General features: G+C 54.3%; 15 protein-coding genes. 4 read left to right on the top strand and 11 right to left on the bottom strand.

The features are described 5' to 3' along the window. The first annotated feature begins 31 nt into the window (after window positions 1-31). Window positions 32-841, top strand: coding sequence for a pyrroline-5-carboxylate reductase (proC, locus tag AC2FAP_RS16300; protein ID WP_020885239.1), 810 nt, complete (start codon window positions 32-34; stop codon window positions 839-841). A 16-nt stretch (window positions 842-857) separates the two neighbouring features. Here proC and adrA read toward each other — a convergent pair whose 3' ends face one another. The 6 genes from adrA to AC2FAP_RS16270 all read right to left on the bottom strand — a co-directional run bounded on the left by adrA (window position 858) and on the right by AC2FAP_RS16270 (window position 6,525). Continuing rightward, window positions 858-1,961, bottom strand: a complete 1,104-nt coding sequence (adrA, locus tag AC2FAP_RS16295; protein WP_020885240.1) for a diguanylate cyclase AdrA — start codon at window positions 1,959-1,961, stop codon at window positions 858-860. Between the two features lie 101 nt (window positions 1,962-2,062). Continuing rightward, window positions 2,063-2,383, bottom strand: a complete 321-nt coding sequence (psiF, locus tag AC2FAP_RS16290) for a phosphate starvation-inducible protein PsiF (RefSeq protein WP_014168820.1) — start codon at window positions 2,381-2,383, stop codon at window positions 2,063-2,065. An 89-nt stretch (window positions 2,384-2,472) separates the two neighbouring features. After that, complete coding sequence (gene phoA / locus AC2FAP_RS16285; RefSeq protein ID WP_485452991.1) at window positions 2,473-3,888, bottom strand: alkaline phosphatase; 1,416 nt, start codon at window positions 3,886-3,888, stop codon at window positions 2,473-2,475. A 99-nt stretch (window positions 3,889-3,987) separates the two neighbouring features. Continuing rightward, window positions 3,988-4,248, bottom strand: a complete 261-nt coding sequence (gene iraP, locus AC2FAP_RS16280) for an anti-adapter protein IraP (RefSeq protein ID WP_014168818.1) — start codon at window positions 4,246-4,248, stop codon at window positions 3,988-3,990. 209 nt (window positions 4,249-4,457) lie between these two features. Then, window positions 4,458-5,672, bottom strand: coding sequence for a multidrug efflux MFS transporter (locus AC2FAP_RS16275; RefSeq protein WP_025204998.1), 1,215 nt, complete (start codon window positions 5,670-5,672; stop codon window positions 4,458-4,460). 169 nt (window positions 5,673-5,841) lie between these two features. Then, a complete protein-coding gene (locus tag AC2FAP_RS16270) occupies window positions 5,842-6,525 on the bottom strand; it encodes an extensin-like domain-containing protein (RefSeq protein WP_328704261.1) in 684 nt (227 codons plus the stop codon). 103 nt (window positions 6,526-6,628) lie between these two features. Here AC2FAP_RS16270 and ddlA point away from each other — a divergent pair, with 103 nt between their 5' ends. Further along, window positions 6,629-7,729: a D-alanine--D-alanine ligase gene (gene ddlA / locus AC2FAP_RS16265; protein ID WP_020885244.1), complete on the top strand. Its 1,101-nt coding sequence runs from the start codon at window positions 6,629-6,631 to the stop codon at window positions 7,727-7,729. Here the strand turns inward: ddlA and AC2FAP_RS16260 are convergent. Continuing rightward, entirely contained in the window at window positions 7,726-7,962 is a 237-nt protein-coding gene (locus AC2FAP_RS16260) for a DUF2754 family protein (RefSeq protein ID WP_025205000.1), read from the bottom strand. The genes ddlA and AC2FAP_RS16260 overlap by 4 nt on opposite strands. Window positions 7,963-8,211: 249 nt before the next feature. Here AC2FAP_RS16260 and AC2FAP_RS16255 point away from each other — a divergent pair, with 249 nt between their 5' ends. Then, a complete protein-coding gene (locus AC2FAP_RS16255) occupies window positions 8,212-8,514 on the top strand; it encodes a DUF2755 family protein (RefSeq protein ID WP_020885246.1) in 303 nt (100 codons plus the stop codon). Here AC2FAP_RS16255 and AC2FAP_RS16250 read toward each other — a convergent pair. The 3 genes from AC2FAP_RS16250 to AC2FAP_RS16240 form a co-directional block, all read right to left on the bottom strand. After that, window positions 8,511-9,608 (bottom strand): DUF1615 domain-containing protein, encoded by a 1,098-nt coding sequence (locus AC2FAP_RS16250; protein ID WP_025205001.1) that lies wholly within the window; start codon window positions 9,606-9,608, stop codon window positions 8,511-8,513. The genes AC2FAP_RS16255 and AC2FAP_RS16250 overlap by 4 nt on opposite strands. 14 nt (window positions 9,609-9,622) lie before the next feature. Continuing rightward, window positions 9,623-10,843, bottom strand: a complete 1,221-nt coding sequence (sbmA, locus tag AC2FAP_RS16245) for a peptide antibiotic transporter SbmA (protein ID WP_025205008.1) — start codon at window positions 10,841-10,843, stop codon at window positions 9,623-9,625. A gap of 111 nt (window positions 10,844-10,954) precedes the next feature. Continuing rightward, entirely contained in the window at window positions 10,955-11,488 is a 534-nt protein-coding gene (locus AC2FAP_RS16240; protein ID WP_307372485.1) for an isochorismatase family protein, read from the bottom strand. A gap of 204 nt (window positions 11,489-11,692) precedes the next feature. On the opposite strand from AC2FAP_RS16240, the gene ampH reads away from it, so the two are divergent. Then, on the top strand, window positions 11,693-12,859 hold the full coding sequence (ampH, locus tag AC2FAP_RS16235; RefSeq protein WP_449541500.1) for a D-alanyl-D-alanine-carboxypeptidase/endopeptidase AmpH: 1,167 nt from the start codon (window positions 11,693-11,695) through the stop codon (window positions 12,857-12,859). On the opposite strand, the gene AC2FAP_RS16230 is transcribed toward ampH, so the two are convergent. Further along, window positions 12,856-13,479 (bottom strand): helix-turn-helix domain-containing protein, encoded by a 624-nt coding sequence (locus AC2FAP_RS16230; RefSeq protein ID WP_014168808.1) that lies wholly within the window; start codon window positions 13,477-13,479, stop codon window positions 12,856-12,858. The two genes, ampH and AC2FAP_RS16230, sit on opposite strands and share 4 nt — an antisense overlap. Between the last annotated feature and the right edge of the window lie 8 nt (window positions 13,480-13,487).

The following is a 13,487-nucleotide window of genomic DNA, read 5'->3' as shown; positions in this document are numbered from 1 at the left end:
AGAAAACAACGCATAATGACGGAGAATCGTGATGGATAAGAAAATCGGGTTTATCGGCTGCGGTAACATGGGCAAAGCCATCCTGGGTGGCCTGATCGCCAGCGGACAGGTGCTGCCGGGTCAGATTTGGGTCTACACCCCATCACCGGACAACGTCGCCGCGTTACGCGATCGGTACGGGATCAACGCAGCCGAAAGCGCGCAGGAAGTGGCTCAGGTAGCCGATATTGTCTTTGGCGCCGTCAAGCCGAACATCATGATCAAAGTGCTGAGCGACATCACCACCAGCCTGAACAAAGAGACGCTGGTTGTATCGATTGCCGCGGGCGTCACGCTCGATCAGCTGGCGCGCGCGCTGGGTCATGACCGTAAAATCGTACGCGCTATGCCGAATACCCCGTCACTGGTTAACGCCGGCATGACCTCCGTCACGCCTAACGCGCTGGTGACGTCGGAAGACGTGGCGGATGTCCTGAACATCTTCCGCTGCTTCGGTGAAGCGGAAGTCATTGCCGAATCCATGATCCATCCGGTAGTGGGAGTGAGCGGTTCAGCGCCTGCGTATGTCTTTATGTTTTTAGAAGCGATGGCCGACGCCGCGGTGCTTGGCGGTATGCCACGAGCGCAGGCGTATAAATTCGCTGCACAGGCCGTGATGGGCTCTGCCAAAATGGTGCTGGAGACCGGTAAGCATCCGGGTGAACTGAAAGATATGGTCTGCTCGCCTGGCGGAACCACTATTGAGGCGGTGCGGGTGCTGGAAGAGCGCGGCTTCCGTTCGGCCGTTATTGAAGCGATGACAAAATGCATGGAAAAATCAGAGAAACTGAGTAAATCCTGATTATCTGAGCCGGACGTCAGGCGGCCACCTCGGTGCGGCCGCGTCCGGCATTTTTGGCCTTATACAGCGCCACATCGGCCGCTTTTAACCACTCCCGATAGTGCCCGAACTGCGGTCCCCAGGGCGCGACACCGACGCTAATACGCAGAGATTCCTTGGGCGCACACGGTAACGACAGCGTTTCCAGCCGCTCATGTACGCGTGACATCACGGCGATGGCACTGTCAGCCGCCGTCCGGGACATGATCACCGCAAACTCATCCCCGCCAAAACGGCCTATCGCATCCCCGGAACGCACCGTTAGCTGCAGTTGCCGCGTCAGGGCAATGATCGCTTCATCACCCACATCGTGGCCCCAGGTGTCATTGATATTCTTAAAATGATCGATATCGATAAGCAAAATCGTGGCGGTGCAGTGGTTGCGGCGACAGTGTTCAAATTCATTTCTCAACAACACTTCCCAGTGCCGGCGATTAAAGACGCCGGTCATGCCGTCGCGGGTACTCATCAGCTCCAGCCGCCGTTTATGCTCTGCAAGCCTGATGGCAGTACGATGGCTGAGCCAGGCAAAAAGCATCGGATATAACACCAGCACGGGAAGCGTTAAGCCCCATGCCAGAGGCTCCGGGTTAAAGACAGCCACCCGGCCCACGACGGGGAGCGTCACCAGGGAAGACAGAAGGGTTAACATGATGCCGGTAAAAAACAGCCGACAGCCGCCGGCCCCCATCATGTTCATTCCCACCATCATCAGCAGCGCTGCCGTAGGTAGCGCATTGATCCCCATCATGCCGATCCAAAGCCCGGCAATAATGGCATCAATCTTCAGATTAAAATGTTCCTGCTGATGAGGAGAAGCAGCGCGGCAGGACCACTGCCAGGCGAAATGGGGCCAGATAAATGCCCACCCCACCAGGAACAACCACCAGACGCCGGATACAGAAAAGGTGACCAGCACGCCAGAGAGGGGAAAAAACATCGCCGCCAGTCCGACAACACGCGCCAGCCGGGCTCGCCGGGCAAACGGGATCCCGGTACGGTGGGGGTCATCCTGAGAAAGGGTCATATTCCACTCTTCCCGAATGCGCTTTATATTGTAATAAGATTCATCATTCATCATTTTTGGGAATATTCTGAAATATTTCCCAAATTATAGAGAGGGGGCTTACGGGGAAAGTATGAAATTTCGGGTGAGCCGCCGGGGCCACTCACCCGATAGGACTACACGTTTTTCTTCAGACAGGCACTCATGAACTTGCTGCGATCGTCGCCTTTCAGGGACTGTTCGGTCGCTTTCGCATTACACTCGCGCATTTTTTGCTGCTGCGGCGTCAGGCTTTTCTCACCCGGTTTCGCGGCACCGTTTTTGAGGCAACCGCTCATGTAGGTCTTACGGGCATCGCCCTTCAGGCTCTGCGCGGTCGCCTGTTGATTACAGGTGGTCATGCGTTGCTGCTGCGGCGTTAATGTTTTCTCTTCCGCGTTCGCCGATGAGATCAGAAACAGACCCGAGAGCAGAGTAACCAGTAATGTTGTTTTCATTGCACCATCCTTTTGTGAACATTCACTGTAAGTCTGGTTCGTGACAGGAAAAAAACCACCCGGCAGATGTGATTTCCGCCGGGCTTTTATTATTTCAGCCCCAAAGCCGCTTTCATGGTGTAGAACAGATCCGTTTGATCGGTCAGCCCTACCACGTTTGCCGCATGCGGACCGTATGCTGCGATGCGCAACTGGGTTCCGGTATGCTCCATGGACTCTTCTTCAGAGTTGCCATAGCTCAACACCATCACCGCGCCGTCTTTGGTGTTCAGCGCCTGCGTCAGGCCCGGTGCTTTGGTATCCGCTGGGATGATCTGGCTGGCGTGCGCATGGTCTGCAGTAACGACCACCAGGGTATTGCCGTCTTTCTTCGCGAACTCAAGTGCCTTCTGCACTGCTTCGTCCAGATCGACCGTCTCGCCAATCTGACCGCACGGGTTAGCCGCATGATCCTGTTTATCGATCGACGCGCCTTCCACCTGCAGGAAGAAGCCCTTTTCACTCTTGCTCAGCAGTGAGATCGCTTTATCGGTCATCGCCGCCAGCGTCGGGATGCTGTCGGTACGTTTTGGGTTTGGCGCACAGGTTACGGCAGGTTTATCAATGTTGCCGTGGTAGGACGCTTTTGGCCCTTCCCAGCGCACCGGCATGTTGCCATCAGAGAAAAGACCCAGCAGCGGTTTATCCTGGCTTGCTTCGGTGATCGCCGCCAGAGAAGATGCATCACTCACCAGCTGATAGCCGCGAGCCTGCGCCTGCTCACGCAGCGTTTTGCCCTGCCATTCGCCCGCCGTTGCGGTTTCCGCGAAGGTTTTCGCCCCGCCGCCCAGCGTCACGTCAGGACGTGCGTTCAACAGTTGTTCCGTAATCGAGCCTTTGCCGCCCTTTTCCAGCGCGTTAGTCGGGCATTTTTCGCTGGTCACCGACGGGCCGTAGCATTTACGCGAGGTGACATGCGCCACCAGCGCCGCTGGCGTTGCATCCTGAAGTTCAGCCGTAGAGACGTTGCCGGTAGCCAGTCCCGCCGCTTTAGCCATCTCCAGAATGGTCTGGTGATCTTTTTCGTGAATATCTACACCCAGCGCACCATTATAGGTTTTCACACCGGTGGACCACGCCGTGGCAGAGGCAGCAGAATCCGTCACGTAATCGGGTTTACCGTTTTTTTTATCCAGCGCGTAATGGGTATATTGTCCGGTGAGAGGCAGTACGTCGATACCTTTAAAAAAGCCGCCCGCGCCTTCGGCATAATTTCGTGCTGCCGTTATTTCGGAATCGCCCATCCCGTCGCCAATCAGCAGAATAATGTTTTTAGCGGGTTTCTCATTCAGCGAAGCGCGAATGGCGGCGGTTTGATCTTCAGTCAACCGGCGCGCGCCGCCAGGCTGGGTGATATCCCCTTTGGCCGCACGATTATCCAGCACGCTGGTATTGTGATTGTCGGCATAAATAGCGGGTGACATTAACAGGGGAAGTAATGCGATGAAAAGTGCGCTCTGTTTCAATTTATTTTCTCCATGTACAAATACATAAAAAATAAAACAGAGCGACTATAGGCATCCTGCATGACAATTCTATGACACGCCGTCAGGTTCCGTGATGGTTTAGTTGCGAGGATGCCTTAACAGCTTTTTTACGTACTGGCGGAGCATTTCAGCATCCTCAACCGGCACCTGGGAATCGGGTCTGACGCTTTCCAGCGCGCCTTCAACGTTCTCAATCAACGTCTGTTGTTCGTTTTTCGCCATTTGTCGCAGCAGCGCGGTGACCACAATTTCCAGCGCTTCAACCTGGGCGACCAACTCTTTTGACTCTTCTTCCTTTTGTGCAAGCTTGACCAACAACTCAGCAATGAGATTTTTCATGGTGCTATTTCCTTATCCGTTTTGTCTGAACTTAGCATTCTGAATCCATTATGCAAAGAGAAGAAATTTATTATGTTATGCAAAAGTGATGCAGCAGGAAAAATAGATTACTCGCGGCTTTCAGCGAAACGTTTTTCTATAAAAAACGCCGCATTTAGTTATATAAAAATGCGGCGACCATAAGAATATATAATACATCCACGAAACAGCTATCGCGCCGACTTCGCCTCCGCCATTTGTCTGCGGCGACGCAGTGCAATAGCCAGTTGAATAATATTTATCAGCACCACAATAGCGGTAGCAGCAAATACCCAACGGAAACCGGCCATTGCCGAAACAGCGGCTCCCATAAGCGGACCGGCAACGTTACCTAAATACATAAACGACTGGTTATAGCCAAAAATACGGCCCGTTACCTGGTCACTGGAATATTTCACCAGCAATGTTTGCACCGCGGGTAACATCGCACCATCGGCAAAGCCCAGCAGAAACCGCAGCACGCCAAGCTGAAGCGGAGAAGTGACAAACGACATTGCGAAAAAGAGCACCACCGCAAAAATCAGCGTGGCCATCAGGATACGCGCCGTGCCGATCCTGTCGCCCAGTTTTCCAAGGCGTGGCGCCGAAATGAGGGCTGATACGCCCGGGACGGCAGCAATCATCCCGCTGAGGAAAGCAATATTATTGCTGTCTGGCTCCATCGACTTAATAAACAGCGCCAGAATCGGGCCGACCGAACCGTTGCAAAGCTGGATCACCATGGTGGTCACAAACAGGCTGATCATCAGGCCCGGATAGGGCAGCGAGGCGAAGACGGCCTTGCCGCTCAGGCGTTCAGCTTTGCTGATGACGGGGCGTCCTCCCTCTTTAATGAGGAAGAGCGTGACCAGAAAACTGACCACCAGCAGGATGGCCGTAATGATAAACACCGCGCGCAGCCCGACATGATCGGCGAGGAAGCCCCCTAGCAGCGGGCCGCCAATGACCCCGCTTATCTGAGCAGTAGAGAGCGTACTCAGCGCCCAGCCGCTGCGTTCACGGGGCACCTGCGAGGCCACCAGCGCCATGGCATTCGGAATATACCCGGACGTCAGCCCCATCACCGCTCGCAGGAAAAAGAGCTGCCATACGTTAGTGGCAAAGGCCTGCAGCAGAATGGCTATCGCCATCCCCAGCGATGCGCGCAGCAGCATCAGCTTGCGCCCTTTGCGGTCGGCCAGACTCCCCCACATCGGCGAGACGATGGCAGAGACCAGAAACGTGACGCTGAACGTCAGACCTGACCACATGGAGAGCGCTTCATGGGAGGTAACACCCAGCTGCGACACGTACAGCGGCAGGAAGGGCAATATCTGGCTGATGGCCAGCCCGGTAAAGAAGCACCCGAACCAGACCGAGATGAGATTAACTTTCCAGGATTCCATAAAAGAAATAGTCTTCATTTTTAGGCGAATTCGCCGACAGATTAGCAAGTTACGCGTTATGACGTCGCACCAGAGATGCGCACTTGCCGACTTTGGTGTTTTATCTTCCCAGTCATCATATTTGTGAAATAAGTCACAAACCATCCATTTTCTGACGGAATATTATGCTTCAGCGGCAGAGACCGAAACCGCGCATCCCCAGGTGAAAGTGGCTGGCATGGGCAGCGTTATACTCTGGCCCCAGGCTGTTACCGTAATAGCTGCAGCTCGCCGCCAGCATGCCTTTCAGCCATGGCTGCGTTTTTGTCGCCTTCCAGCCGTTTTGTACCGTGACCTTCTCACCGTTTGCCAGCCCAAACGCCGTGATATCCAGCGCCTCTGCCGTAGCATGTTCACTGCGTCGCGCGTCGGGGCGATGGTAAATGTTGCGGCAGGCAAAGCTGCCGAGATGCTCAATACGCGTCAGCTCACTTCCCGTATAGCGTCTGGTGAGTGGCCGGGCCTGCTGGCTGATAAACAAGGCAGAACTGAGCGCCAGCGGGCAGCTCGCAAGGAAACTGCTGTTCAGGCTGACCGGACCGAAGTTACGTACCCGGACGACGTTACGGAGTGGACACTCCCCACCGCTGTCTGCGACCGGTTGTGTGCGGATAAGCGCGCGTTGATTGGCCTGTGATAACAGGCTCGTGCACGCCTGGGGCGTTAAGTTCCGAAGCTTATACTGGGTAATGCGGCCTGGCGGGTCGTCGAGATGTAGCGGCGTGAAAGGGTTGTAGTAAGACGGCAACCAGCGATACCCCACCGTTGCGACAGCCGCAATAATGAAAACGGTCAGCAGAGTTTTTCCTTTCACGCTCCCCCCTTAACATTCCCCAAAACATTATGGCAGAAGGCCGCGAAACCCGCTGGGCATCGTGGTATGTTATTGGTTTTTCGTCAGACTGGAAGAGAGTGAGATGGCAAAGCAGCGCGTAGGTATTGTCTTTGGGGGAAAATCAGCGGAGCACGAGGTTTCATTGCAATCGGCCAAAAATATCGTCGATGCAATCGATAAAAGCCGTTTCGACGTGGTGCTGCTGGGCATAGATAAACAGGGGCAGTGGCATGTCAACGATGCCAGCCAGTATCTGTTAAATGCTGACGATCCGGCGCATATCGCCCTCAATCCTTCTGCAATCAGCGTCGCGACCGTACCCGGCGTGGTGCAAGGGCAGCTCATCGACGCCGGTAATGCGCAGTCTCTTGCCCAGATTGACGTGGTCTTCCCTATCGTTCATGGCACCCTTGGCGAAGATGGTTCGCTGCAGGGGATGCTGCGCATGGCCAACCTGCCGTTTGTCGGTTCTGATGTGCTGGGTTCCGCTGCCTGCATGGATAAAGACGTCACCAAGCGCCTGCTGCGTGATGCGGGGCTGAATATTGCGCCGTTTGTCACCCTCACCCGTGCCAACCGTGACCAACACAGCTTCGCTCAGATTTCCGGCCAACTGGGCCTGCCGCTGTTTGTGAAACCCGCAAACCAGGGTTCTTCCGTCGGGGTCAGCAAGGTGACAAGCGAAGCGCAGTTCACGCAAGCGGTCAGCCTGGCGTTTGAGTTTGACCATAAAGTGGTGGTTGAGCAGGGCATCAAAGGCCGCGAAATTGAGTGCGCCGTGCTGGGCAACGATTTCCCACAGGCAAGCACCTGCGGTGAAGTGGTGTTAAACAGTGATTTCTACTCTTACGACACCAAATACATTGATGATAAAGGCGCCCAGGTTGTCGTGCCTGCAAATATCGATCCGGCAATCAACGATAAGATCCGCGCGATCGCGATTAACGCTTATCAGACGCTCGGCTGCAGCGGCATGGCGCGCGTGGATGTGTTCCTGACGCCTGAAAACGAGGTGGTGATTAATGAAATCAACACCCTGCCGGGCTTCACCAACATCAGCATGTATCCAAAACTGTGGCAGGCCAGCGGGCTTAGCTACTCAGCACTTATCACCCGCCTGATCGAACTGGCGCTGGAGCGTCATGCTGCGGACAGCGCCCTGAAAAGCTCCGTAAACGGTTAATCGGGAGTTTTCGCCGTTTCCGTCTCATCCGCTGTCGTCTCTTCAGGACGACGGCGGATAATCATCCCCGCCAGCCAGAAGCTGATAACCCAGGTCACCAGACCCACGGCATACGTTTGCCACCCTTTTGCTTCAAATCCCAACAGCCCCACGACACCGTTAAGAATAAAGATCAGCCCGATAGCAAAGGCGTAGTAATGCCAGTCACGGCGTAGTTTGGAAGTGAGCTTCATGACAAACTCCGGCAGGAAAAAAAGATATCCTCTCACAGATTTATGACGAGGTCTGTGGCAGATGCGGAAATTCTGAAACACGCTGTTGTTTCAATTAAGTTAAGAAATTGTGATGCGCTGCAGAATTCGACAATCCAGGAGAATTCCTTAGGGTAAATTAACACGATTCTGATATTGACAAATGCTATGACCTGTCAAACTCACCTTGTAAGACGCATATAAAACAGAGTGATTTATCGGGAGGTCGTGATGGCTGACTTTACATTGTCGAAACCGATTTTTGGCGGTAAACAACCAAAAACCTCCACGGCGGGTAATATCGCTTATGCCCTGTTTGTCTTGTTCTGTTTCTGGGCGGGTTCGCAGCTACTCAATATGCTGGTTCATGCACCAGGAGTCTATGAACACCTGATGCAGGTGCAGGATAACGGACGCCCGCGAGTGGAAATTGGTTTTGGCGTAAGCACCCTGTTTGGCCTCATTCCTTTCCTCGCAGGGTGTATGATTTTAGGCGTTGTGGCATTAGTACTGCGTTTTCGCCGTCGCTTTTAAAGCCCCATACAGCGAGCCCGGCGGTCATCCACGCGTTTTGCGAACCAGGCGGTTGTCAGGTTACGCGTGATCTTCGGGCTTTCCAGCTGAATACCCGGCAGGATTGCCCTCGGTAACGTTTTCCCACTTTTCTGTTCTGCAAGCGTAAAGACTTTCTTGTAGAGATCGGTTTTCTCAAACGCCAGACTATCGCCTTTCTCAAGCTGATGGCGAATGTCGCTGTCACTCATGCCAAGCCTGTTCGATAATTTCCGCACCGCCCGCTCCGTGGTGCCAGCCTCGCTGCTGCCATAGGCAATAAGATCGCCATCCAGTGCCAGCTTCACGCCGCTCGCGCGGCTGACCGCATTCTGAAACGCCGCGTTACGACTGGCATACCAGCCCGCGTTAAAGTCCGCAAAGCGGTACAGCGGCTCACTGTAATTCGCCGGATAGTTCAGCAGATGATAAGTGCCGAACCACAGGCCGCCACGCAGGGAGAAGACCTCCTGACGCACCGTACCGTCAATTTTCCACGGGTAGCCGTCGGTATGCTTTTCCGCAAAGGCAATGCTGACCTGCATCGGCCCGCCGGTGTGTACCGGGTTAAGTGAACCAAACAGTGTCTGCCCCATCGGCACCATGCTGATGAAATCATCAAAGATGGCGCTGAGCTGTTTCTCGGTTTTTACCGTGTCCAGCCGTTCGCTGTAGCTTTTTCCATTTGGCGAGGTGATCTTAAACGCGGTATGCACGAGGAATACCGGGATATGCATCGATTCCGCACGGCGGTCGATCTCTTTCCAGGCTATTTTGTTCAGACCCGGCACGACCGGGTCTGACTGGTACATTGATTCCTGCTGCGCCACCGCCAGTACCGAGCAGATATTCTCCTCGGTAGGAGCAATCTTCTGGCTTTCAAAGGTTTTTGCCAGCGCATCCGCCCATGCATTGCGATCTTTCACGCTGGCGGGCATTTTTTGCCGCACAACGCTTGCCACATCAACAGGCTTCTCCCCTTCTTTAAGCGGAGCGGCCCCTTTTTCGGCACACCCCACCAGCACCAGAGCGGCCAGTAAGGACAACGGTAACGCACGCGGTACGGCAAAGGTCATAGCAACTCCCTGTATTAGCTAAATGTATTGGTGACTTCCTGCAGTTCCTGGCCGTCCAGCTCACGCTCAAAACTGCGTAAACGTTTATAGATGGACATCAGTTCCACCAGCGTGGTCCAGGAGCTGATCAGATACTGGAATGAGCCACGCACCTGACCAAAAACGTTAGTTATCTGGGTCATCAGACCGAGCGTAATCGTACCCGCAACGATGGACGGGAACAGCAGGAACAAACCGAAAACGTTATCGACCTGCAGATACAAAATGCGCGCAATATTGAAATACATATAGTGGAAGTAGAGACGGAAGTAGTTGCGACGCACGGCACCAAACAGCTCGCGTACGGTTGGTGGCGAGGCGCGGTTAGCATCATCTTCACCGTAGACCAGCTCTTTACGATAAGCCGCTTCCACGCGTTGATTTTTAAACTCCAGCCCCGGCAGCTTAATCCCGACCACCGCCAGCAGCCCCGTCCCCATCAGAGACCAGACAATCGCCGCAATCACCAGCCCATACGGCAGATGACCGACAACAGGCAGATCCGGCACGTGAGCCGAGAGCGTCACCAGCACCGGCAGGAAGGCAATCAGCGTCATGATGGCGTTGATAAAGCTGACGCCCATGTCTTCAAGGGTGGAGGCAAAACGCATGGTGTCTTCCTGCACACGCTGTGCTGCACCTTCGATATGACGCAGGTGTTGCCAGTGCGCCATATAGTGTTCGTTCATCGCGGTACGCCAGCGGAAAACGTAGTGGCTGACGAAGAAGTTGTTCATCACCCCGATCACCACCGCAATCAACGCGATACCGAGGAAAATGCCCACCTCATGGTAAAACTGATTAATGGTTACCTTATGCGGCGAACTCAGCGCGGTCTGGATAAGGTCGTAGAACGGGGCATACCAGGCGTTTACTGCCACCCCCACTTCCACCAGGAACCAGGTCACAAAGATAATCAGCGAGGTTCCCAGAATCGACCAGTATTGCCAGCGGTGCGGCGCATAGACAAACCAGAACAGGGCAAACAGGCCAACGCATACCATGTAGTAGGCGTAAAACAGCAGATAGCTAAGCGACCAGAAGCGGGCGGCGCTGATCGGGACGTCACCCGTTGCACCCGTTATGCGGGCCAGCCACGCCCCGCCGCCAGCCTGCCAGAAAATGACAGCGATCAGTGCCCAAATAAATGCCGACAGGAAAAAAGGCCCCGGCTTTGGGAAAAAAGACTTAAACATAATGCTTCCTTCTTGTTGTTATGGCTGTTGCTGTGCTCAACACATCACCACACGAAAATCTCGCCTGAGCCAGACGGCGCAGGCAAAAAGGTCAGACCCGAGGGTTAATTATTAGTTCGCTTTCCAGTTTTCGAGAATTGTTTCGGTGCGTTTCACCGCGAGAGGATTGGCCGGCGCAATAAAGTCACGCCAGACCTCGTTGTAATGATTAATCAGAATGGGCGCGTCGGCTGCCGGACGATTAGCCGTGGTATGGGCATCTTCCGCCACGGTAATGTGATAGCCACGGCTGACCCCGTTCTTGATGGTCGCGTCGACACAGTAATCGGTGGCACAGCCGCAGATGACAAACTCGCGAATACCTTGCTCGCGTAACACCGCTTCAAGTGCGGTGTTATAAAATGCATCGCAGGCAGTCTTGGTGACGTAAAGCGCGTCAGCGGGCTGATGGAGTTCAGGCAGCAGCGCAAACCCTTCGCTCCCCTCTTCCAGACCGCCTTCACCGGTATGCTGAATAAAAATCACCCGTTCGGCGGCCTGCGTGAGCTGATTGATAAGCGAAACACATTTCTCGCGCTGGTAACGCGGCGTTGCAAACACCCCTTGCTGCATATCGACAACCATAACCACACGCTTCACTGACATATCGTTCTCCGCAAGATTGAGTGACACTGGCCTCTATCATACGGCCGATGTCACAAAATGGGAGACTGGTCGCCAGGAAATTATGCTTATTTACCCATGGTTACGTTTTTCTCGCTATCGTTATGCAATTCGGGGCATTGCACCGTGCGCTTTAGTAGTATAAATACCCATTACTTTTCTCATTCAATTCATGGATGCTTTTCGTTGAAACGTTGTCTGCTCTCTTTTGCCGCGCTGTGTGCGGTGAGCTTCTCCACCGCCCAGGCAGCTCAGCCGCTGACGGCCCCCGTTTTGGCTTCAGATATTGCCGATCGCTACGCGAACCTTATCTATTACGGCAGTGGCGCGACCGGGATGGCGATGGTGGTCATCGACGGCAACCAGCGCGTATTTCGCAGCTTTGGCGAAACGCGACCGGGAAATAACGTTCACCCGCAGCTGGATTCCGTGATCCGCATTGCGTCCTTAACCAAGCTGATGACCAGCGAAATGCTGGTGAAATTACTCGATCAGGGCGTGGTCAAGCTCGACGATCCGCTCAGCAAATATGCGCCGCCAGGCGCACGCGTTCCAACCTATCAGGGCACGCCCATCACGCTGGTAAACCTTGCCACCCATACCAGCGCGCTGCCTCGCGAACAACCCGGCGGCGCGGCGCACCGTGACGTTTTTGTCTGGCCAACGCGCGAACAGCGCTGGAACTACCTGAGCACCGCCACGCTGAAATCGGCCCCGGGTTCACAGGCATCTTACTCAAACCTGGCGTTTGACCTGCTGGCAGATGCGCTCTCGACGGCAGCAGGCAAACCTTACCCGCAGCTCTTTGAAGAGCAGATAACGCGCCCGCTCGGCATGAAGGACACCACCTTTACCCCTTCTCCGGATCAGTGCCGACGCCTGATGGTGGCAGAGAAAGGCGCAAGCCCGTGTAATAACACCCTGGCAGCCATCGGCAGTGGCGGGGTCTATTCAACGCCAGGCGACATGATGCGCTGGATGCAGCAGTTCCTCTCATCAGATTTCTATGCGCGCAGTCACCAGGCCGATCGCATGCAGACCCTGATTTACCAGCGTAGCCAGTTGCACCGCGTGATCGGCATGGACGTACCGGGTAAAGCCGACGCGCTGGGCATGGGCTGGGTCTATATGGCACCCAAAAATGGCCGACCGGGCATTATTCAGAAAACCGGTGGCGGCGGTGGATTCATCACCTATATGGCGATGATCCCGCAGTCCAACGTGGGCGCGTTTGTGGTCGTCACCCGCTCTCCAAATACGCGTTTCGTCAATATGAGCGATGGCATCAATAACTTAGTGGCTGAGCTGAGCGCCAATAAAGCCCAGGTGCTCACCGCCTTCATCCAGCCTTAATATTCCGTGGGCAAACGGTTGATGCTGACCAGTTTGCCCCGGCTCATATTGATGTAGTTGCCTTGTCGCAAAGCAGCGAGCACTTCGGCAACGACAGAGCGTGAAATACGCGTGCTTTGTTGTATATGATTCATCACACCAATTTTTGAACGCAGCGTTTCATCCCACTCGGCCATATTCAGCAGCATTGCGCGGATCTGGTGATAGGAGTTATTTCCCACCAGCTGCCTGTCGCGTTTGCCCAGAATGTAATTTATCCAGGATAACCAGCAAAACGCGTCTTTCCAGAGCGAATGCTGTTGAATGAGTTGACGGGTGGTCGCCGCGGGCAAATAAAAACCGGTACAGGCCGTTTTGGCAGTGACTCTGTATTCCTGGCTGTGATTGATCACTACGGCAGACAGGCCAAAAATAAAAGGGGCTGACGCAATGCCAACCAGCAGATCGTCTGAATGACGATAAACTTCAATAACGCCGGTCTGGAATACGTAGGTACAAGGCTCACTCCCCTTGCCCGAGGTAATTAATTGCTGTGGAGCAGATTTAAACGGGGTACTGGCTGCTATCAAACATGCTTCGAGCCGGCTTAATTCAGAAAGTGGTTTCGCATTAACGTTCATGCAGACCT

The organism is Enterobacter cloacae complex sp. 394I7, assembly GCF_057320345.1.
The sequence above is the reverse complement of the archived record's forward strand: the minus strand, read 5'-3'. Positions and strand labels throughout refer to the sequence as shown.